Below are 21287 nucleotides of genomic sequence, written 5' to 3'. Positions count from 1 at the left end.
TCACTTCTCGGTGTCCACCAGTCCCTTGACGAACCACTTCTGCATCAGGATCACCACCAGCGCCGGCGGCAGCATCGCCAGCAGCGCGGTCGCCATCACGATGTTCCATTCGTTCTGGCCGTCGCCGCCGGCGATCATGCGCTTGATGCCGATCACCACCGGGTACATGTCCTCGGTGGTGGTCGCGAGCAGCGGCCACAGGTACTGGTTCCAGCCGTAGATGAACTGGATCACGAACAGGGCGGCGATTGAGGTCTTCGACAGCGGCAGCAGCACGTCCCAGAAGAAACGCATCGGGCCGGCGCCGTCCATGCGGGCGGCCTCGATCAGCTCGTCGGGCACGGTCAGGAAGAACTGCCGGAACAGGAAGGTCGCGGTCGCCGAGGCGATCAGCGGGATCGTCAGGCCGGCGTAGCTGTTGAGCATGCCGAGGTCCGACACCACCTGGTAGGTCGGGCCGATGCGGACTTCGACCGGCAGCATCAGCGTGATGAAGATGGCCCAGAAGCACAGCGACTTGAACGGAAAGCGGAAGTACACGACCGCGAACGCCGACAGCAGCGAGATCGCGATCTTGCCGAAGGTGATGACCAGCGCCGTGACGAGGCTGACCCACATCATGCGGGCCACCGGCGCGGTCGAGCCGGCGCCGGCCGTGCGGCCGAACAGGGCCGACTTGTAGGTCTCCCAGAGGTGGCCGCCGGGCAGCAGCGGCATCGGTGCCTGAACGATCTCCTGCGCCGTGTGGCTCGACGCGACGAACGCCAGGTAAAGCGGGAAGGCGACGATCAGCACGCCGAAGATCATCACGGCGTGGGCCAGGATGCCGAGGGAGGGGCTTCGTTCGACCATCAGTAGTTCACCTTTTTCTCGACATAGCGGAACTGGACGACCGTGAGCACCACGACGATCGCCATCAGCACCACCGACTGCGCGGCCGAGCCGCCGAGGTCCATTGCCTTGAAGCCGTCGTAGTAGACCTTGTAGACCAGGATCGTTGTGGCGCGGCCCGGCCCGCCCTGGGTGGCGGCATCGACGATCGCGAAGGTGTCGAAGAAGGCGTAGACCACGTTGATCACCAGCAGGAAGAAGGTGGTCGGCGACAGCAGCGGGAACTGCACGGTCCAGAAGCGGCGCCAGGGGCCGGCGCCGTCGATGGCCGCCGCCTCGATCAGCGACTTGGGGATCGACTGCAGGCCGGCCAGGAAGAACAGGAAGTTGTAGGAGATCTGCTTCCAGACCGCCGCCATGACGATCAGGGTCATGGCGTGGGTCCCGTTGAGCAGGTGGTTCCAGTCGATGCCGACCTTGGCGAGTGCATACGCCACCACGCCCAGCGAGGGCGAGAACATGAAGACCCAGAGCACCGCGGCCACCGCGGGCGCCACCGCGTACGGCAGGATCAGGAGCGTCTTGTAGATCATCGCCCCGCGCACGATGCGGTCCGCGAAGACCGCCAGCACCAGCGAGATCGTGAGGCCGAAGAAGGCCACCAGGATCGAGAACAACGCCGTGGTCTCGAACGAGGCGATGTACTTCGGGTCCGCGAAAAGCTGCTTGAAGTTGTCGAGGCCGACCCATTCGGTCGAGGTGCCGAACGCGTCCTGCATCTGCATCGACTGCAGCAGCGCCTGGCTCGCCGGCCAGAAGAAGAACACGATGATGACGATCATCTGCGGCGCGAGCAGCGCCCACGGCAGCCAGCCCGAGCGAAAGACGACGCGTTTTTCCATGGATCCCTCAAAAAAGAAACCCCGCCGATTCTTATGCCCGGCGGGGCTGCGAGTCTAACTGTGTCTCCACCGTGCCAGCCACCGCCGGCAAGGGCCCTCCCCGCTCGGCGGGGAGGGTTGGGAGGGGTGCCGTCTTGTGCCCGAAGGGCTGCAAGGGCGCCAGCCCTTGTCAGCCCTTGTTGGCTTTCTGGAACTTTTCCAGTTGCTCGTTGCCGCGGGTCACGATGGCGTCGAGGGCTTCCTTGGCGGTCTTCTTGCCGCTCCAGACCTGTTCGAGTTCTTCGTCCTCGATGGCGCGGATCTGGACGTAGTTGCCCAGGCGGATGCCGCGGCTCTTGTCGGTCACCTTGCGGATCATCTGGGTCACGGCGACGTCGGTGCCCGGGTGCTCCTTGTAGAAGCCGGACTTGTCGGTGAGCTGGTAGGCGGCCGTGGTGATCGGCAGATAGCCGGTGCGCTTGTGGCTGGCCGACTGCACTTCAGGCGTCGAGATGAAGCTGAAGAACTTGGCGATGCCCTTGTACTCCTCGGGCTTCTTGCCCGCCATCACCCACAGGCTGGCGCCGCCGATGACCGTGTTCTGGGGCGCGCCCGGGACATCGGGGTAGTAGGGCAGCGCGGTCAGGCCGTAGGCGAACTTGGCGTTCTTCGCCACGTTGCCGTAGAAGCCCGACGAGGTGGCGATCATGGCGCATTCGCCGGACACGAACGAAGCCTCGGGCACGTTGCCGCGGCCCTTGTAGATGAACAGGCCCTGCTTGGCCATGCTCGCGAGGTTCTCGACATGGCGCTCGTGCAGCGGCGAGTTGACCTTCAGGCGGGTGTCCAGGCCGGACAGGCCGTTGTTCTTGCTCGCGAACTCGACGTTGTGCCAGGCCGAGAAGCTCTCGAGCTGGGTCCAGTTCTGCCAGGCGGTCGTGAACGGGCACTTGTGGCCGCTGGCCTTGAGCTTGGCGGCGGCGGCGACCACCTCGGGCCAGGTGGCGGGCGCCTTGTCGGTGGGCAGGCCGGCCGCCTTGAAGGCGTCCTTGTTGAAATAGAAGATGGTGGTCGAGCTGTTGAACGGGAAGCTCAGCATCTGGCCGCTGGGCGCCGTGTAGTAGCCGGCCACCGCGGGGATGTAGGCGCTCGGGTCGAACTTCTCGCCGGCGTCCTTCATCACCTGGCCGACCGGGACGATGGCGCCCTTGCTGGCCATCATGGTCGCGGTGCCGACTTCGAACACCTGCAGGATGTGCGGCGCGTTGCCGGCCCGGAAGGCGGCGACGGCGGCGGTCATCGATTCGTCGTACTGGCCCTTGTAGGTCGGCACGATCTTGAATTCTTTCTGGCTCTCGTTGAACTGCCGGGCCAGGTCGTTGACCCATTCGCCGTTGACGGCGGTCATGGAATGCCACCACTGGATCTCGGTCTGGGCCAACGCGGATGTGGAAAGCGTTGCGGCCAGCGCCGATGCCATGGCGAGCGTTTTGAATCGCATGAAGACTCCTGAGGGGGAAATGAAAGCGCGGATGCTAGGTCGTGCGTATGACACGACAGCGTCACATATTCTTGGCGCGCGGCCCGGCGTCCACCAACGGGGGAAACCCTTTTGGTGCGCCGCGGCGTGCTCTGCATGCTGCGGCGCACCATGCTAGCATCGTCCCTCGACTTCCTGGCCCCGGAATGAGCAAGACTTCACTCGACAAAAGCAAGATCAAGTTTCTCCTGCTCGAGGGCATCCACCCTTCGGCCGTCGAGGTGCTGCGGGCCGCCGGCTACAGCAACATCGAATCGCTCCCGGGCGCGCTGCCGGACGCCGAGCTCAAGGCCCGTGTCGCCGACGCCCATTTCCTAGGGATCCGCTCGCGCACGCAGCTGACCGCCGAGGTCTTCGCCGAGGCCCAGAAGCTGGTGGCCGTGGGCTGCTTCTGCATCGGCACCAATCAGGTCGACCTGGAAGCCGCGCGCGAACACGGCGTGGCGGTCTTCAATGCGCCCTATTCGAACACCCGCTCGGTCGCCGAACTGGTGCTGGCCGAAGCCATTCTGCTGCTGCGCGGCGTGCCCGAGAAAAGCGCTGTCGCCCACCGCGGCGGCTGGCTCAAGTCGGCCGACAACGCTTTCGAGATCCGCGGCAAGACGCTCGGCATCGTCGGCTACGGCTCGATCGGCGCCCAGCTGTCGGTGCTGGCCGAGGCGCTCGGCATGCAGGTCGCCTTCTTCGACGTTGTCACCAAGCTGCCGCTCGGCAACGCGCGCCAGGTGCGCCTGTTGCCCGACCTGCTGGCGCAGAGCGACATCGTGAGCCTGCACGTGCCTGAGACCCAGGCCACGCAATGGATGATCGGCGCCGCCGAGATCGCGGCCATGAAGCCCGGGGCGATCCTGATCAACGCCTCGCGCGGCACCGTGGTCGAGATCGAGCCGCTGGCCGAGGCGCTCAAGGCCAAGAAGCTGCTGGGCGCCGCGATCGACGTCTTCCCGGTCGAGCCGCGCAGCAACAAGGACGAGTTCCAGTCGCCGCTGCGCGGGCTCGACAACGTGATCCTGACGCCGCACATCGGCGGCTCCACCATGGAAGCCCAGGCCAACATCGGCCTCGAGGTGGCCGAGAAGCTCGTGAAGTACAGCGACAACGGCACCTCGACCTCGTCAGTGAACTTCCCCGAGGTGGCGCTGCCGGCGCACCCGGGCAAGCACCGGCTGCTGCACGTGCACCGCAACGTCCCGGGCGTGCTGTCGGAGATCAACCGGATCTTTTCCGACAACCACATCAACATCGCCTCGCAGTTCCTGCAGACCAACGAAAAGGTCGGCTACGTGGTGACCGACATCGACGCCGCCTCGTCCGACCTCGCGCTCGAGAAGCTGGCCAAGGTGCCGGGCACGATCCGCAGCCGGGTCCTCTTCTAGGGGCCGATGCCCCTGCCGCCGCACGCCGGCCGGTGCTGCCTTAAAATTCCCACCCCTGGTTGATGGGCGCGCAGCGCCCGACCGAGGCCACTCCCCGATGAATGCTCCGACCGCGTTGACGGCGTTGTTGTCGCAGGCCGCAGAGCCCGCGCGACTGCGTGAGATCCCCTACAACTACACCAGCTTCTCCGATCGCGAGATCGTCATTCGCCTGCTGGGCGAGCGCGGCTGGGAACTGCTGCAGAGCCTGCGCTCCGAGCGCCGCACCGGCCGCTCGGCCCGGATGCTCTACGAGGTGCTGGGCGACATCTGGGTGGTCCAGCGCAATCCCTACCTGGTCGACGACCTGCTGGACAACCCGCGCCGGCGTGGCCAGCTGGTCGAGGCGCTCAACCATCGGCTGGGCGAGGTGCAGAAGCGCCGCACGCCCGCCAGCGACGCCCAGCGCGACGTCTCGGTCGGCGAGCTGACCGACCTGGTGGCGCAGGCGGTGACCGCCTTCGACGCCATGTTCCGCGACGTGGCGGCGCTGCGGCGCAAGGCCACGCGGGCGCTGCGGCGGGTCACGGCCAAGGACAACATCAAGTTCGACGGCCTGTCGCGCGTATCGCACGTGACCGACGCCACCGACTGGCGGGTGGAATACCCGTTCGTGGTGCTGACGCCCGACACCGAGGCCGAGATGGCGGGCCTGGTCAAGAGCTGCATCGAGCTCGGCCTGACCATCGTGCCGCGCGGCGGCGGCACCGGCTACACGGGCGGCGCGATCCCGCTCACCTGGAACAGCGCGGTCATCAACACCGAGAAGCTCGAGGCCATGACCGAGGTCGAGATGCGCGCGCTGCCGGGTCTCCATGTCCCGGTGGCGACCATCTGGACCGAGGCCGGCGTGGTCACGCAGCGGGTCGCCGATGCGGCCGAGCGCGGCGGCTTCGTGTTCGCGGTCGACCCGACTTCGGCCGAGGCCTCGTGCGTGGGCGGCAACGTGGCGATGAACGCCGGCGGCAAGAAGGCGGTGCTGTGGGGCACCGCGCTCGACAACCTGGCCTCCTGGCGCATGGTGACGCCCGACGCCGAATGGCTCGAGGTCACGCGCATCGGCCACAACCTCGGCAAGATCCACGACGCCGAGAGCGCCGTGTTCGAACTGCAGTATTTCGCCGCCGACGGCAAGACGCCCTTGCGCACCGAGCGGCTCGAGATCCCCGGCAAGACCTTCCGCAAGGAAGGCCTGGGCAAGGACGTGACCGACAAGTTCCTCTCGGGCCTGCCCGGCATCCAGAAGGAAGGCTGCGACGGCCTGATCACCAGCTGCCGCTGGATCGTGCACCGCATGCCGGCCCACACCCGCACCGTGTGCCTCGAATTCTTCGGCAATGCCAAGGACGCGGTGCCCAGCATCGTCGAGATCAAGGACTTCATGTTCGCCGAGCAGAAGCGCTCGGGCGTCTTGCTTGCGGGGCTGGAGCACCTGGACGACCGCTATCTCAAGGCTGTCGGCTACGCGACCAAGTCCAAGCGCCACGGCGGCCTGCCGAAGATGGTGCTGTTCGGCGACATCGCCGGCGACGATGCCGACACGGTGGCGCGCGTCACCTCTGAGGTGGTGCGCATCGCCAACTCGCGCAGCGGCGAGGGCTTCATCGCGATCAGCCCCGAGGCGCGCAAGAAGTTCTGGCTCGACCGCAAGCGCACCGCCGCCATCAGCCGGCACACCAACGCCTTCAAGATCAACGAGGACGTGGTGATCCCGCTGCCGCGGATGGCCGAGTACACCGACGGCATCGAGCGCATCAACATCGAGCTGTCGCTGCAGAACAAGATCGCGCTGGCCGATGCGCTGGAAGATTTCCTGGCCCGCGGCAACCTGCCGCTGGGCAAGCGCGAGGACGCCAACGACCTGCCGGCCGCCGAGCTGCTGGAAGGCCGCGTGGGCGAAGGGCTGGCGCTGGTGCGCGAGGTCCGCGCCCTGTGGCAGGGCTGGCTCGACCAGGTCCAGGCCCTGTTCCCGCAGCTGCAGGACCACGCGCTGCGCGCCAGCTGGAAGACCCAGCTGCGCGAGCCGCTGGCGGCGATCTTCACCGGCGCCGAGTTCGCGCCGATCCTGGCTGCCTGCAACGACATCCACCAGCAGGTGCTCAAGGGCCGGGTCTGGATCGCGCTGCACATGCACGCCGGCGACGGCAACGTCCACACCAACATCCCGGTCAACAGCGACAACTACGAGATGCTGCAGACCGCGCATGCGGCGGTGGTGCGCATCATGGCGCTGGCCCGCAGCCTCGACGGCGTGATCTCGGGCGAGCATGGCATCGGCATCACCAAGCTCGAGTTCCTGAGCGACGCCGAACTGCAGCCCTTCACCGACTACAAGCAGAAGGTCGACCCCGAAGGCCGCTTCAACAAGGGCAAGCTGCTGCGCGGCAGCGCGCATGCCGGCCCCGACGGGCGGGCGCTGCATGCCGACCTGACCAACGCCTACACGCCGAGCTTCGGCCTGATGGGGCACGAGTCGATCATCATGCAGCAGAGCGACATCGGCGCCATCGCCGACAGCGTCAAGGACTGCCTGCGCTGCGGCAAGTGCAAGCCGGTCTGCGCCACCCACGTGCCGCGCGCCAACCTGCTCTATTCGCCGCGCAACAAGATCCTCGCCACCTCGCTGCTGGTCGAGGCCTTCCTGTACGAGGAGCAGACCCGGCGCGGCGTCAGCATCAAGCACTGGGAAGAGTTCGAGGACGTGGCCGACCACTGCACCGTGTGCCACAAGTGCCTGACGCCTTGCCCGGTCAACATCGACTTCGGCGACGTCTCGATGAACATGCGCAACCTGCTGCGCAAGATGGGGCAGAAGTCGTTCCGGCCCGGCAATGCGGCGGCGATGTTCTTCCTCAACGCGACCAGCCCGCAGACCATCAAGCTGATGCGCACCGGCATGGTCGACATCGGCTTCAAGGCCCAGCGCATGGCCAACGACCTGCTGCGCGGCCTGGCGAAGAAGCAGACCGCCGCCCCGCCGGCGACGCTGGGCCCGGCACCGCTCAAGGAGCAGGTGATCCACTTCATCAACAAGAAGATGCCGGGCGGCCTGCCCAAGAAGACGGCGCGGGCGCTGCTGGACATCGAGGATGCCGACTACGTCCCGATCATCCGCAACCCGCAGGCGACCACGCCCGAGACCGAGGCGGTGTTCTATTTCCCGGGCTGCGGCTCGGAGCGCCTGTTCTCGCAGGTCGGCCTCGCCACCCAGGCGATGCTGTGGCATGCGGGCGTGCAGACCGTGCTGCCGCCGGGCTATCTGTGCTGTGGCTATCCGCAGCGCGGCAGCGGCCAGTTCGACAAGGCCGAGAAGATGATCACCGACAACCGGGTGCTCTTCCACCGCGTCGCCAACACGCTCAACTACCTCGACATCAAGACCGTGGTGGTGAGCTGCGGCACCTGCTACGACCAGCTGCAGGGCTACCAGTTCGACAAGATCTTCCCGGGCTGCCGGATCATCGACATCCACGAATACCTGCTCGAGAAAGGCATCACGCTCGGCGATGCGGGCGGTGGCGGCTACCTGTACCACGACCCCTGCCACACGCCGATGAAGCTGCAGGACCCGATGAAGACCGTGAAGGCGCTGGTGGGCGGCAACGTGCTCAAGAACGACCGCTGCTGCGGCGAATCCGGCACGCTGGGCGTGACCCGGCCGGACATCTCGACGCAGATCCGCTTCCGCAAGGAAGAGGAACTGAAGAAGGGCGAGACCGCGCTGCGCGAAGCTGGCCAAGTGGCCCCCGGCGCCAACGTCAAGATCCTCACCAGCTGCCCGAGCTGCCTGCAGGGCCTGAGCCGCTACGGCAACGACCTGAACAACGGCCTTCTCGAAGCCGACTACATCGTGGTCGAGATGGCCAACAAGATCCTCGGCGCCGACTGGATGCCGGCCTATGTCGCGGCCGCCAACCAGGGCGGCATCGAACGCGTGCTGGTGTGATGGCGCTGCGTGTCGCGGGGTGCCCGCTGTGCGACGAACCGGGCGGCCGCCTGGTCTTCCAGGGCGCGAAGCTGCGTGTCATCCATGCGGCCGAGGCGGACTTCCCGGCCTTCTACCGGGTGGTCTGGGCCGACCACGTGGCCGAATGGTCCGACCTGGCGCCCGACGACCGCGCCCTCTGCATGGAGGCCGTGGCCGTGGTGGAGCAATGTCTGCGCGCGCATCTGTCGCCCGCCAAGATCAACCTGGCGGCCCTCGGCAATATGGTGCCGCACCTGCATTGGCACGTGATCGCGCGCTTCGACTGGGACAGCCGCTTTCCTTCGCCCGTGTGGGCCGCGGCCCAGCGTCCGGCCGACCCGCAGCGCGAGCAGGCGATCGCGCAACAATTGCAGCTGCTGGAACGCGAGATGATCCGGCAATTGGCGACAAGGAGTTTCTGATGGCAGGTTTGCAGGCGGGCGCACCGACCCCCCAGTCGATCACGGTGCACGGCCAGTCGCGCGTGCTGGAGGTCGGCTTTTCCGACGGCGCGACCTTCCGCATCCCTTTCGAGCTGATGCGGATCTATTCGCCCTCGGCCGAGGTGCAGGGCCACGGGCCGGGGCAAGAGGTGCTGCAGACGGGCAAGCGCAATGTCGAGCTGGTCGACCTGCAGCCGATCGGCAACTACGCGGTGCAGCCGACCTTCAGCGATGGCCACGACAGCGGCATCTTCTCGTGGGACCTGCTCTACGACCTCGGCGCCCGGGAGGCCGAGCTGTGGGCCGCGTACGAACAGCGCCTGGCTGCGGCCGGCGTCGATCGCGACGCGCCGATGGCCGAAAAAGCCGCGGCTTCCGGCCACGGCGGACACGCCTGCGGCAACCACTGAGCGACGAAATTCCGGATTCCTTGCGGGGTATCCGGCTTGAGGTGAACGCTTCCGGCCTAACATCGGAGGTATGAGCACCACCCATTTCGGATTCGAATCGGTCGACGAAAGCGACAAGGCCACGCGCGTGCGCGGCGTCTTCGATTCGGTCGCCTCGCGCTACGACCTCATGAACGACCTGATGTCGATGGGCCTTCACCGCGCCTGGAAGGCCTACACGGTGATGGTCGCCAACGTCGGCGAAGGATCGAAGGTGCTGGACATCGCCGGCGGCACCGGCGACCTCGCGCTGGCCTTTGCCAAGAAGGTGGGCGCCAGCGGCGAGGTGGTCCACACCGACATCAACGAGGCCATGCTGCGCACCGGCCGCGACCGCCTGCTCGACGCCGGCGTCGTCCTGCCCACGCTGGTCTGCGATGCCGAGAAGCTGCCGTTCCCCGACAACCACTTCGATGTCGTGACCGTCGCCTTCGGCCTGCGCAACATGACGCACAAGGATGCGGCGCTGAAAGAAATGAATCGCGTGCTGAAGCCGCGCGGCAAGTTGCTGGTGCTCGAATTCTCCAAAGTCGCCAAGCCGCTGCGAAAGGCCTACGACTGGTATTCGTTCAGCGTGCTGCCGCGCCTGGGCAAGGTGGTTGCGGGCGACGACGCCAGCTACCGCTACCTGGCAGAGTCGATCCGCATGCATCCGGACCAGGAAGACCTCAAGACCCTCATGAAGGAGGGCGGTTTCGGTCATGTGGACTATCACAACATGACGGGCGGCGTGGTCGCCCTGCATGTTGGAATCAAGTGTTGAAGCTGTTTTTGGCCGAAGAGGAGACGTCATGAAGAAGTTTGGGTCCTTGTTGCTGGTGTGCGCATTGGCTATCGTGAGCATCGATGCCAGTGCCGCCCGCATGGGTGGCGGCAAGTCGTTCGGCCGGCAATCCAGCAACGTGACGCAGCGTCAGGCGACGCCGCCCGCCGCACCCGCGACGCCCGGCGCGCCGGCGCAGACCGCGAACAGCGCCACGGCCGCCAAGCCGGCACCGGCGGCGCCCGCGGCCGCGGCGCCCAAGCGTCCATGGGCCGGCATGCTCGGCGGCCTCGCGGCCGGCCTGGGCCTGGCCTGGCTCGCCCATTCGCTCGGCCTCGGTGCCGCCTTCGGCAACATCCTCCTGATCGGCCTGCTGGTGCTGGCCGCCGTGGTGGTCTGGCGGATCTTCTCGGCCCGCTCGCGTGCCGCGGCCGCGCCGCGCGCCGGCGGCTTCGCCTTCCAGGGCGCGGGCAGCCCGGCCGATGCCACCGCACCGCCCCAGTACAGCCCGCGCAACGTCGGCAACGACGCCTCGGCCAGGCCCTGGGAGAACCATGCCGCCGCTTTCGATGCCAGCGCGTCCCCTGCCGACCATCCGGCCGACCGCACGGGCGGCTCGTCGATGGCCGGTGCCGCCGCCGCGGGCGGCAGCATGATCGGCTCGGCCCTGGCCGGCTCGCAGTCCTGGGGCATCCCCGCGGGCTTCGATGCCGACGGCTTCCTGACGGCGGCCAAGCGCAACTTCGTCACGCTGCAGGACGCCTGGGACCGCGCCGACATCGGCACCTTGCGCTCGATGATGACCGACGGCATGGTGGGCGAAATCCGCCAGCAGCTCGCCGAGCGCGAGACCCACACCGGCGGCCAGCCGAACAAGACCGAAGTCGTGATGCTCGACGCCAAGCTGCTCGGCATCGAGGAACTGCCCGATGCCTACCTGGCCAGCGTCGAGTTCTCCGGCATGATCCGCGAGGACGTGTCCTCGGGCCCGAGCCCCTTCCGTGAAGTCTGGAACATGACCAAGGACACCAAGGGCGGCAGCGGCTGGCTGGTGGCGGGCGTCCAGGCATTGCAATAGGCTCGCCCCCAGGTTGCCCGCACTTCGTGTCGGGCGCCCACCCCCTACCGGGGGCAACACCAGCGGCCTGGCAAAGCCAGTTCCGCGGTGTTTCACCAACGGACCTGGCTGCGCCGGCCGGTGAATAGTGGCGCTATCGTTTGTTCTTCGGCGGCGCGCAGCGCACGCCTGTTCGTGGGCAGTCGCGGAACCGGCTTTGCCGGGCCGCTGACTGCGCCCCCGGTAGGGGGTGGGCGCCCGGACACGAAGTGCCGGGCAACCTGGGGGCGAGCGTGATAATACGGACATGGTTACACCATCGTCCCCTTTTTCGTTTCTGGAAGACCTCGCGAACCGCGTCGGCAGCCGCCTGCAGCCGCCGGAGTGGGCGGTCCACGAGATCCAGCACCGCGCCGTCCTGTTCCTCAACCACGTGCTCCAGCAGGAGCCAGAAGCCCAGCAGCGCCTGCTGCGGCTGCAGGGCCGGGTGGTGAAGTTCGAGTGGCGCTTCGTCACGATGCAGTTCGTCCCCACCCCGGCCGGCCTGCTCGACCTGGCGCCCGAAGGCGCCGTCGCCGAACTCACGCTGACCGTCACCGAGACTTCGCCGTTCGGGCTGGCCCGCGCGGCCTTCAAGGGCGAGAAGCCGGCGGTGCGCATCGAGGGCGACGTGCAGCTGGCGGCCGAGATCAACTGGCTGGTCGACCACGTGCGATGGGACGTCGAGGACGACCTGGCGCGCGCCATCGGCGACGTGCCCGCGCACACCATCGCGAGCGGGGCCCGCCGCGTGGTGGATGCGCTGCGGCAGTTCGTCGGCCAACGTCCGGGCAAGGCCGGCGGGTCTGCAGCCGAATGAGGCGGATCTACCGCGGCGTATTCATCGTCTGGGTCGCACTGCGCTACGGCCTCGACGAACTCGTCCTCACGAGCTTCCAGAAGCCCTGGCTGCGCGTGGTCGCACGCATCGTTTCGGTCGGGCGCAATCTCGACGCGCCGCGCGGCCAGCGGCTGCGCGAGGCGCTCGAACGCCTGGGCCCGATTTTCGTCAAGTTCGGCCAGGTGCTGTCGACCCGGCGCGACCTGCTGCCGCCGGACATCGCCGACGAACTGGCCTGGCTGCAGGACCGGGTGCCGCCGTTCCCCTCCAAGGTGGCGATCGCGACCATCGAGCGCGCCTTCCGGCGCCCGGTGAGCGACATCTTCGTGCAGTTCGACGAGACGCCGGTGGCCAGCGCGTCGATCGCCCAGGTGCACTTCGCCACCGTCCGCCTGGCCGATGGCTCGGTGCGCGACGCGGCGGTCAAGGTGCTGCGCCCGGGCATGCGCGACGTGATCGAGAAGGATCTGGCGCTGATGGCCATGATGGCCGGCTGGGTCGAGGGCTTGTCGGCCGACGGCAAGCGCCTGAAGCCGCGCGAGGTGGTCGCCGAGTTCGACAAGTACCTGCACGACGAGCTCGACCTGGTGCGCGAGGCGGCCAATGCGGCCCAGCTTCGGCGCAACATGGAAAAGCTCAACCTCGTGCTGATCCCCGAGATGTACTGGGACTTCTGCCACCCGGAAGTGATGGTGATGGAGCGCATGAAGGGCGTGCCGATCGCCCAGCTCGACCGCCTGCGCGCGGCCGGCGTCGACATCCCGAAGCTGGCCCGCGACGGCGTCACGATTTTCTTCACCCAAGTGTTCCGCGACGGCTTCTTCCACGCCGACATGCACCCGGGCAACATCCAGGTCAGCCTCGAGCCGGAGAGCTTCGGGCGCTATGTGTCGCTCGACTTCGGCATCATCGGCACGCTGACCGAGTCGGACAAGGAATACCTGGCGCAGAACTTCGTCGCCTTCTTCCGCCGCGACTACAAGCGCGTGGCCGAGCTGCACCTCGAGAGCGGCTGGGTGCCGCACGGCACCCGCATCGACGAACTCGAGGCGGCGATCCGCACCGTCTGCGAGCCCTACTTCGACCGGCCGCTGAAGGAGATCTCGCTCGGCATGGTGCTGATGCGGCTGTTCCAGACCTCGCGCCGCTTCCAGGTCGAGATCCAGCCGCAGCTGGTGCTGCTGCAGAAGACCCTGCTCAACATCGAGGGGCTGGGTCGCCAGCTCGATCCCGAGCTCGATCTCTGGCACACGGCCAAGCCCTTCCTCGAGAAGTGGATGACCGACCAGATCGGCCCCCGCAAGCTGTTCGAGCAGCTGCGCGCCGAGGCGCCGCGCTACGCAAAATTGCTGCCGCAGCTGCCTCGACTGATGCACGATTTCCTGGAGAATCGCCCCCCGGACCACCGTCGCGAACTGCTCGAACTGCTGGCTGCACAGAAGCGGACCAACCGGCTGCTGCAGGCGATCATCTACGGTGGCATGGGATTTGTATTGGGCTTGATCGCGATGCAGGTGCTGGTGCGCGTGCGTCTTTTCTGAGGAAGGAATTGCTGCCGTGCTGCTGACACTGGTCTTCGTCTACCTGCTGGTCACCATCGCCATCGGCCTGTATGCGGCCCGGCGGGTGAAGAACACCACCGACTTTGCGATCGCCGGCCGGCACCTGCCGCTCTACATGATCGTGACGACCACCTTCGCCACCTGGTTCGGCTCCGAAACCGTGCTCGGGATCCCGGCCAAGTTCATCGAGGGCGGGCTCAATGGCGTGATCGAAGACCCGTTCGGCGCCGGCACCTGCCTGATCCTGGTCGGCCTCTTCTTCGCCGGCAAGCTCTATCGCATGACGCTGCTGACCATCAGCGACTACTACCGCGAGCGCTTCGGCCGCAGCATCGAGATCGCCTGCTCGCTGATCATCATGCTGAGCTACCTGGGCTGGGTGTCGGCCCAGGTCACGGCGCTGGGCCTGGTGTTCAACGTGCTCTCGGGCGGCGCGATCGGCGTCTCCCTGGGCATGGTGATCGGGGTCGTCTCGATCCTGGCCTACACCCTCTTCGGCGGCATGTGGTCGGTCGCGGTCACCGATTTCATCCAGATGATCATCCTGGTGCTCGGGCTGGCCGTGATCGCGGTCTTCGCCGGCAACATGGCCGGCGGCGCCGACAAGGTGGTGGCCTTCGCGGTCAGCAAGGACCTGTTCAGGTTCTGGCCGGAGCCGAGCTACAAGGACATGGTCTTCTTCTTTGCCGCAGCGATCACCATGATGCTGGGCTCGATCCCGCAGCAGGACGTGTTCCAGCGCGTCATGTCGGCCAACAGCGTCAAGTCGGCCACGCGCGGCCCGGTCATCGGCGGCATCGCCTACATCCTGTTCGCCTTCGTGCCGATGTTCCTGGTGGCGAGCGCGCTGCTGATCATGCCGGCCGAGACCGCCGACCTGCTGAAGGACGATCCGCAGAAGGTGCTGCCGACGCTGGTGCTGCAGAAGATGCCCTTCGTGATGCAGGTGCTGTTCTTCGGCGCGCTGCTGTCGGCCATCAAGTCGACCGCCTCGGCGACGCTGCTGGCGCCGAGCGTGACCTTCACCGAGAACATCTGGCGCCAGTTCCGGCCCGCGGGCAGCGACAAGTCCAACCTGATGACGATGCGCATCACGGTGCTGGTGTTCAGCGCGGCAGTGCTGGCCTATGCGATCCGCATGCAGGGCACCCCCATCTACGAACTGGTGTCCGGGGCCTACCAGGTCCCGCTGGTGGGCGCCTTCGTGCCCCTGGTGTGCGGCCTCTACTGGCAGCGCGCGACCACCCAGGGCGCCGTGGCGGCGGTGGTGCTGGGCATCGGGACCTGGCTGCTGTTCCTCGGAATGCCGTGGGGCAAGGAGTTCCCGGCCCAGCTGGCCGGCCTGCTGGCTTCGTTCGGCGGCATGGTGGCCGGCTCGCTGGCGCCGCAGTGGGTGTCCAACACCCGCACGCCGCATCGGCCCCTGGCGGTCGATCCGGCCTGAACTCCCGCCCGCCCGGAGCGGGGGCGCCCTTATAATCGAGGGCTTTGCGAGCGGCCGCCGGCCGCTCCTTTTTCGCTTCCCAATCCCATGCCTATCTACGCCTACAAGTGCGGCGCCTGCGGCTTTGCCAAGGACGTGCTGCAGAAAATGTCCGACGCTCCGCTCTCGGAGTGCCCGGCTTGCGGCGCGAGCGCGTTCAGCAAGCAGCTCACCGCCGCCGGCTTCCAGCTCAAGGGCTCGGGCTGGTACGTGACCGATTTCCGCGACGGTGGCGGCAAGAAGGGTGACGGCGCCGACAAGACCGCCGCCCCCCCGGCCGCCGCGCCGGCTGACGGCACGGCCGCGGCACCCGCCGCCGCGCCCGCCAGCGCCCCGGCGCCCGCCGCGGCCCCGGCACCGGCACCTGCCGCTTCTTCAGGCAGCGACTGAGACCCCCCATGCTCGCGCTGCGCAAATGGCTGCTCTCCGGCTTGCTTGTCATCGTGCCGCTGGTCATCACGCTGGGCGTGCTGAACTGGATCATCGGCACGCTCGACCAGACGCTGTGGCTGCTGCCCGAGACGTGGCAACAGTACCTGAACGAGCACAAGGTGCGCGGGCTCGGCGTGCTGCTGACCTTGGGCATCCTGCTGTCGGTCGGCGCCATCGCGAGCAATTTCGTCGGCAAGCGCCTGCTCGGCTGGGGCGATGCCGTGGTGCGGCGCATCCCGGTGGTGCGCTCCATCTATTCCAGCGTCAAGCAGGTGTCCGACACGCTGTTCTCCGAGAACGGCAACGCCTTCCGCACCGCGGTGCTCATCGAGTGGCCGCGCGCAGGCGCCTGGACCATCGCCTTCGTGACCGGCACGCCCGGCCACGAGGTGGTCGGCCACCTGGGCGGCGGCGACTATCTCGGCGTCTACGTGCCGACCACGCCCAATCCGACGGGTGGTTATTTCGTGATGCTCAAGCGCAGCGACTGCATCGAACTCAAGATGAGCGTGGACGACGCGCTCAAGTACATCGTGTCGATGGGGGTGGTCGTTCCTGGCGGCCCCGCGACGATCGCGACCAAATAAAAATGCGCCCATGCGGCGCCGGGGAATCCATCTATGGCCATGCGTTCAATCTATTGCGGTCTCGTGACCGAAGCCCTGCTCGGACAGACCGTCACCCTGTGCGGCTGGGTCAACCGCCGGCGTGACCACGGCGGCGTGATCTTCATCGACCTGCGCGACCGCGAAGGCTACGTGCAGGTGGTCTGCGATCCCGATCGCGCCTCCACCTTCGCCGCCGCCGAAGGCCTGCGCAACGAGTTCTGCGTTCAGGTCACGGGCCTGGTGCGCGCGCGCCCCGAAGGCACGGTCAACGACAACCTCAAGAGCGGCAAGATCGAGGTGCTGTGCCACGAGATGAAGGTGCTGAACCCGTCGGTGACGCCGCCCTTCCTGCTCGATGACGACAACCTCTCGGAGACCACCCGCCTCACGCACCGGGTGCTCGACCTGCGCCGTCCGGCGATGCAGCGCAACATGATGCTGCGCTACAAGGTCACGATGGAGGCGCGCAAGTTCCTCGACGCCAACGGCTTCATCGACATCGAGACCCCGATGCTCGGCAAGTCGACGCCCGAGGGCGCGCGCGACTACCTGGTGCCCAGCCGCGTGCACGACGGCAGCTTCTTCGCGCTGCCGCAGTCGCCGCAGCTCTTCAAGCAGCTGCTGATGGTGGCCGGCTACGACCGCTACTACCAGATCGTCAAGTGCTTCCGCGACGAGGACCTGCGCGCCGACCGCCAGCCCGAGTTCACGCAGATCGACATCGAGACCTCGTTCCTGTCCGAGGAAGAGATCCGCGAGATGTTCGAGGGCATGATCCGCAACGTGTTCCGCAATGCCGCCGGCATCGAGCTGCCGGTGTTCCCGACCATGAGCTACGCCGACGCGATGTTCAAGTACGGCTCCGACAAGCCCGACCTGCGTGTGAAGCTCGAATTCACCGAGCTCACCGAGCTCATGAAGCGGGTCGAGTTCAAGGTGTTTTCCAATGCCGCCACCATGACCGGCGGCCGCGTGGTGGCGCTGCGCGTGCCGGGCGGCGGCGGCGAGGGCGGCCTGTCGCGCGGCGAGATCGACGGCTACCAGGAATTCGTCAAGATCTACGGCGCCAAGGGTCTGGCCTATATCAAGGTCAACGATGCGGCGCTGGGCCGCGAAGGCCTGCAGAGCCCGATCGTCAAGAACCTCGACGACGGCACGCTGGCCGAGATCATCGCCCGCACCGGTGCCCGCAACGGTGACATCCTGTTCTTCGGCGCCGACAAGGAAAAGGTAGTCAACGACGCCATCGGCGCACTCCGCGTGAAGATCGGCCACAGCGCCTTCGGCAAGAAGAACGGCCTGTTCGACGACCGCTGGGCGCCGCTCTGGGTGGTCGACTTCCCGATGTTCGAGTTCGACGAGGAAGGCCAGCGCTGGTCGGCCGTGCACCATCCGTTCACCGCGCCCAAGGACGGCCACGAGGACCTCATGGACACGGCGCCCGAGAAGTGCATCGCCAAGGCCTACGACATGGTGCTCAACGGCATCGAGATGGGCGGCGGCTCGGTCCGTATCCATCGCGAGGAAGTGCAGAGCAAGGTGTTCCGCGCACTCAAGATCAGTGCCGAGGATGCGCAGAACAAGTTCGGCTTCCTGCTGGACGCGCTGCAGTACGGCGCGCCCCCGCACGGCGGCATCGCGATCGGGCTCGACCGCCTGGTGATGCTCATGACCGGCGCCGAGTCGATCCGCGACGTGATCGCCTTCCCGAAGACCCAGCGCGCCCAGGACCTGCTGACGCAGGCGCCGAGCCCGGTCGACGAGAAGCAGCTGCGCGAGCTGCACATCAAGCTGCGCAACGCGCCGCAGGCCGCCTGAGGCGCACAGCGGCAGCAGACCAGGGGCGCCTTCGGGCGCCTTTTTTTTGCGCACCCGAGCAGATGGCTAAAATGGCTAATAGCTCGTGAACGGGATTCTTCATGCAGATCAGCGCGACTGAAGCAAAAAACCGCTTCGGCTACTACCTCGGACAGGCCGAACGCGAACCCGTGCATGTGATGAAGAACGATCGGATCGCCGGCGTCATCGTCTCGGCCGCCCGCTACGCGGAACTTGAGGCGCTGGAGCAGGCGAAGACGATGGACGCTCGCAAGCGCGAGTTCAACGAAACCTACCGGGAATGGATCGCGGCCCAGAACGCGTTGGTCGAACGGATCGGGGTCTTCGGCGAAGAGCTCCGACCCTGGTAGGTGCGGCATGGCCCAGTTCGATGTCCACGCCAATCCCGTGAAGACGCAGCGTGACGACATTCCCTGGTGTGTCGACATCCAGAGCGACTTGCTGGAAAGCCTGCCGACCCGTCTGGTCGTGCCCTTGGTGGCGCTCGCACAGATGCCCACGGCGCTGCCTCGGCGCCTGTGCCCGGTGCTGCAATGGAACGGCGAGTCCTTCGTCGCCTTGCCGCAGATGACGGCGCCGTTTCGCGTCAAGGATCTGGGCCCGTCGCGCGGCAGCCTGCGGGCCCAGGCCAATGAACTCGTCGCTGCCATCGATGCAGTGATCAGCGGCGTGTGACGGACGGTCCCCGGTTCAAGATCCCCGAGTCGGTGCTGGTCGTGGTCCACACGCCGGCGCTCGAGGTCTTGCTGATCCGCCGCACCGGCGACGACGACCTCTGGCAGTCGGTCACCGGCAGCAAGGACTTCGACGACGAGCCGCTCGCGCGCACCGCCGCGCGCGAAGTCGAGGAAGAGACCGGTATCCAGTGCGGCGAAGGCAGCCCGCTGGCGCCGTGGCTGCTCGACTGGCAGCGGCGCAACGTCTACGAGATCCTGCCGCGCTGGCGCGCACGCTATGCACCGGGCGTGAGCGCCAACACCGAGCACCTGTTCAGCCTCTGCGTGCCGGTGCCGCTGGCGCCGCGGCTCGATCCTTGCGAGCACACGGCCTGGCGCTGGCTGCCCTACCGGGAGGCGGCAGCGGCCACTTTTTCCTCCACCAACGCCGCGGCCATCCTGCTCCTGCCACAATTTGCGCGATGAATCCTCCGGCGACCAGCTTCCGCGTAGCCACCTACAACATCCACAAGGGTGTGCAGGGCATCGGCCCCGCCAGGCGGCTGGAGATCCACAACCTCGGCCATGCGATCGAGCAGCTGGACGCCGACATCATCTGCCTCCAGGAAGTCCGCAAGATGAACCGCCAGGCGGCCGCGCGCTTCCATCGCTGGCCGGAGCTGCCGCAGGCGGACTTTCTCGCGCCGGAGGGCTACACGGCGGTGTACGAGACCAATGCGATCACCAAGCACGGGGAGCACGGCAATGCGCTGCTCACGCGCTGGCCGGTGCTGCGCAAGACCCACCAGGACATCTCGGACCACCGCTTCGAGCAGCGCGGGCTGCTGCACGTGGCGATCGACCTCGATGGCCGCACGGTGCACACCATCGTGGTGCACCTGGGCCTGATCAAGGGCAGCCGGATCCGCCAGATCGCGCAGCTGCGCGAATTCGTCGAGCGCGAGATCCCGCCCGGCGAGGCGCTGGTGGTGGCCGGCGACTTCAACGACTGGGGTGCGCGCATGCGCTACGCGATGAACGCCATGGGCATGCGCGACTCCAGCGACCTGCGCGGGCCGCGGACGCTGACCTATCCCTCGCGGCTGCCGGTCGCGCAGCTCGACTTCATCTACGGGCGGCAGGTCGAGCCCGTCGCCTGCGTGGTGCCGCGCGGCCCGATCTGGGCCCGCATGTCTGACCACCTGCCGCTGGTGACCGACTTTTCGCTATCAAAACAATAGCGTCCTGGGCAGGCGGGGAGGGCGCCGTAGGGAGCTTGTGGGAATCCATTCGCTGATACGATGGGCGGATGCTCAGGACCATCGACGCCGTACCGCGCCCCGCCGCAGGGGATGAAGACGAGGGCACGCCCGTGTCCGTGAAGATTCGCGAGCGTCTGCTCGCTGCCCGCAAGCGCTTCAACGCCAACGACAACATCGCCGAGTTCATCGAGCCCGGCGAACTCGAAGGGCTGCTCGACGAGGTCGAGGGCAAGATGAAGGACGTGCTCGAGAGCCTGGTGATCGATCTCGACAATGACCACAACACCGGCAACACGGCCCGCCGCGTCGCCAAGATGTATGTCAATGAAGTCTTCAAGGGCCGCTATGTTCCGCCGCCCTCGCTGACCGAGTTCCCCAATGCGGAGCATCTCAACGAGCTGATGATCGTCGGCCCGATCACGGTGCGCAGCGCCTGCTCGCACCATTTCTGCCCGATCATCGGCAAGCTCTGGATCGGCGTCATGCCGAACGAGAAGACCAACGTGATCGGCCTCTCGAAGTACGCACGGCTGGCCGAATGGGTCATGGGCCGGCCCCAGATCCAGGAAGAAGCCGTGGTGCAGCTGGCCGACCTTATCCAGGAAAAGACCCAGCCCGACGGGCTGGCGCTGGTGGTCGAGGCCGAGCACTTCTGCATGCAGTGGCGCGGCGTCAAGGAGATGGACAGCAAGATGATCAACTCGGTCATGCGCGGCGTCTTCCTGAAAGACCCCAACCTGCGGCGCGAATTCCTCTCCCTCCTGCCGCGCAAGCGCTAAGCCGGACACACCATGCTCGTACGCCTTCTCTACGCCAGCCGCGCCGTGGACACCAGCCAGGGCGCCATCGAGGCGATCCTCGCGCAATCGCGCTCGCACAACACCGCCTGCGGCGTCACCGGCATCCTCTGCTACGGGGCCGGCGTCTTCCTGCAGGCGATCGAGGGCGGCCGGGTGGCGATCAGCGAGCTCTACGGCCACATCCAGCGCGATCCGCGCCACAAGGACGTGGTGCTGCTGCACTACGAAGAGATCTCCGAGCGCCGCTTCGGCGGCTGGACCATGGGCCAGGTCAACCTGTCGAAGCTCAACGCCTCGACCCTGCTCAAGTACTCGGAGCGCCCCGAACTCGACCCGTACTCGGTGTCGGGCAAGGTCTCGCTGGCGCTGCTCGAGGAACTGATGGCCACCGCCGCCATCGTCGGGCGCCACTGAACTCC

At 67.0% G+C, this 21287-nt stretch carries 21 protein-coding genes; 18 read left to right on the top strand and 3 right to left on the bottom strand.

Translation table 11 applies throughout. The features are described from left to right. The 3 genes from ugpE to ugpB form a co-directional block, all read right to left on the bottom strand. Complete coding sequence (ugpE, locus tag QTI68_RS18545) at positions 1-852, bottom strand: sn-glycerol-3-phosphate ABC transporter permease UgpE (RefSeq protein WP_286523402.1); 852 nt, start codon at positions 850-852, stop codon at positions 1-3. Continuing rightward, the gene (gene ugpA, locus QTI68_RS18540; RefSeq protein WP_286523401.1) at positions 852-1733 is read right to left on the bottom strand and encodes a sn-glycerol-3-phosphate ABC transporter permease UgpA; all 882 of its coding nucleotides are present in this window, start codon (positions 1731-1733) and stop codon (positions 852-854) included. Before ugpA ends, ugpE begins: the two co-directional genes overlap by 1 nt. A gap of 169 nt (positions 1734-1902) precedes the next feature. After that, positions 1903-3213: a sn-glycerol-3-phosphate ABC transporter substrate-binding protein UgpB gene (gene ugpB / locus QTI68_RS18535; RefSeq protein WP_286523400.1), complete on the bottom strand. Its 1311-nt coding sequence runs from the start codon at positions 3211-3213 to the stop codon at positions 1903-1905. Between the two features lie 185 nt (positions 3214-3398). On the opposite strand from ugpB, the gene serA reads away from it, so the two are divergent. From serA to QTI68_RS18445, 18 genes are all read left to right on the top strand, one after another. Further along, on the top strand, positions 3399-4628 hold the full coding sequence (gene serA / locus QTI68_RS18530) for a phosphoglycerate dehydrogenase (RefSeq protein WP_286523399.1): 1230 nt from the start codon (positions 3399-3401) through the stop codon (positions 4626-4628). Between the two features lie 97 nt (positions 4629-4725). After that, the gene (locus tag QTI68_RS18525; RefSeq protein ID WP_286523397.1) at positions 4726-8613 is read left to right on the top strand and encodes a DUF3683 domain-containing protein; all 3888 of its coding nucleotides are present in this window, start codon (positions 4726-4728) and stop codon (positions 8611-8613) included. Beyond that, entirely contained in the window at positions 8613-9056 is a 444-nt protein-coding gene (locus tag QTI68_RS18520; RefSeq protein WP_286523396.1) for an HIT family protein, read from the top strand. The genes QTI68_RS18525 and QTI68_RS18520 overlap by 1 nt, the downstream gene beginning before the upstream one ends. Further along, positions 9056-9487 carry a gamma-butyrobetaine hydroxylase family protein gene (locus QTI68_RS18515; RefSeq protein ID WP_286523395.1) on the top strand — a complete coding sequence of 144 codons (432 nt, stop codon included), beginning with the start codon at positions 9056-9058 and terminating at the stop codon, positions 9485-9487. Before QTI68_RS18520 ends, QTI68_RS18515 begins: the two co-directional genes overlap by 1 nt. 70 nt (positions 9488-9557) lie before the next feature. After that, the gene (gene ubiE, locus QTI68_RS18510; RefSeq protein WP_286523393.1) at positions 9558-10289 is read left to right on the top strand and encodes a bifunctional demethylmenaquinone methyltransferase/2-methoxy-6-polyprenyl-1,4-benzoquinol methylase UbiE; all 732 of its coding nucleotides are present in this window, start codon (positions 9558-9560) and stop codon (positions 10287-10289) included. Positions 10290-10317: 28 nt separating this feature from the next. Next, on the top strand, positions 10318-11367 hold the full coding sequence (locus tag QTI68_RS18505; protein WP_286523392.1) for a Tim44 domain-containing protein: 1050 nt from the start codon (positions 10318-10320) through the stop codon (positions 11365-11367). A 286-nt stretch (positions 11368-11653) separates the two neighbouring features. Then, positions 11654-12205, top strand: coding sequence for a ubiquinone biosynthesis accessory factor UbiJ (locus QTI68_RS18500; RefSeq protein ID WP_286523390.1), 552 nt, complete (start codon positions 11654-11656; stop codon positions 12203-12205). After that, positions 12202-13767, top strand: a complete 1566-nt coding sequence (ubiB, locus tag QTI68_RS18495; RefSeq protein WP_286523389.1) for a ubiquinone biosynthesis regulatory protein kinase UbiB — start codon at positions 12202-12204, stop codon at positions 13765-13767. The genes QTI68_RS18500 and ubiB overlap by 4 nt, the downstream gene beginning before the upstream one ends. 16 nt (positions 13768-13783) lie before the next feature. Continuing rightward, complete coding sequence (locus QTI68_RS18490; RefSeq protein ID WP_286523388.1) at positions 13784-15232, top strand: high affinity choline transporter 1; 1449 nt, start codon at positions 13784-13786, stop codon at positions 15230-15232. A gap of 87 nt (positions 15233-15319) precedes the next feature. Further along, entirely contained in the window at positions 15320-15661 is a 342-nt protein-coding gene (locus tag QTI68_RS18485) for an FmdB family zinc ribbon protein (RefSeq protein WP_286523387.1), read from the top strand. A gap of 8 nt (positions 15662-15669) precedes the next feature. Continuing rightward, positions 15670-16290, top strand: a complete 621-nt coding sequence (locus tag QTI68_RS18480; RefSeq protein WP_286523385.1) for a DUF502 domain-containing protein — start codon at positions 15670-15672, stop codon at positions 16288-16290. A gap of 33 nt (positions 16291-16323) precedes the next feature. Continuing rightward, on the top strand, positions 16324-18129 hold the full coding sequence (aspS, locus tag QTI68_RS18475) for an aspartate--tRNA ligase (RefSeq protein WP_286523383.1): 1806 nt from the start codon (positions 16324-16326) through the stop codon (positions 18127-18129). Between the two features lie 101 nt (positions 18130-18230). Beyond that, positions 18231-18500 carry a type II toxin-antitoxin system prevent-host-death family antitoxin gene (locus QTI68_RS18470; protein ID WP_286523382.1) on the top strand — a complete coding sequence of 90 codons (270 nt, stop codon included), beginning with the start codon at positions 18231-18233 and terminating at the stop codon, positions 18498-18500. 7 nt (positions 18501-18507) lie between these two features. Further along, positions 18508-18825 (top strand): CcdB family protein, encoded by a 318-nt coding sequence (locus QTI68_RS18465; RefSeq protein ID WP_286523381.1) that lies wholly within the window; start codon positions 18508-18510, stop codon positions 18823-18825. Continuing rightward, positions 18822-19292 (top strand): dihydroneopterin triphosphate diphosphatase, encoded by a 471-nt coding sequence (nudB, locus tag QTI68_RS18460; protein WP_286523380.1) that lies wholly within the window; start codon positions 18822-18824, stop codon positions 19290-19292. Before QTI68_RS18465 ends, nudB begins: the two co-directional genes overlap by 4 nt. Next, positions 19289-20047, top strand: a complete 759-nt coding sequence (locus tag QTI68_RS18455) for an endonuclease/exonuclease/phosphatase family protein (protein ID WP_286523378.1) — start codon at positions 19289-19291, stop codon at positions 20045-20047. Before nudB ends, QTI68_RS18455 begins: the two co-directional genes overlap by 4 nt. A gap of 68 nt (positions 20048-20115) precedes the next feature. Next, positions 20116-20847 (top strand): GTP cyclohydrolase I, encoded by a 732-nt coding sequence (gene folE / locus QTI68_RS18450; RefSeq protein ID WP_286504902.1) that lies wholly within the window; start codon positions 20116-20118, stop codon positions 20845-20847. Positions 20848-20859: 12 nt separating this feature from the next. Beyond that, complete coding sequence (locus QTI68_RS18445; protein WP_286523377.1) at positions 20860-21282, top strand: BLUF domain-containing protein; 423 nt, start codon at positions 20860-20862, stop codon at positions 21280-21282. Positions 21283-21287: the final 5 nt, after the last annotated feature.

Origin of the sequence: Variovorax sp. J31P207 (assembly GCF_030316965.1) — a bacterium.
Lineage (GTDB): Bacteria > Pseudomonadota > Gammaproteobacteria > Burkholderiales > Burkholderiaceae_C > Variovorax > Variovorax ginsengisoli_B.
The sequence above is the reverse complement of the archived record's forward strand: the minus strand, read 5'-3'. Positions and strand labels throughout refer to the sequence as shown.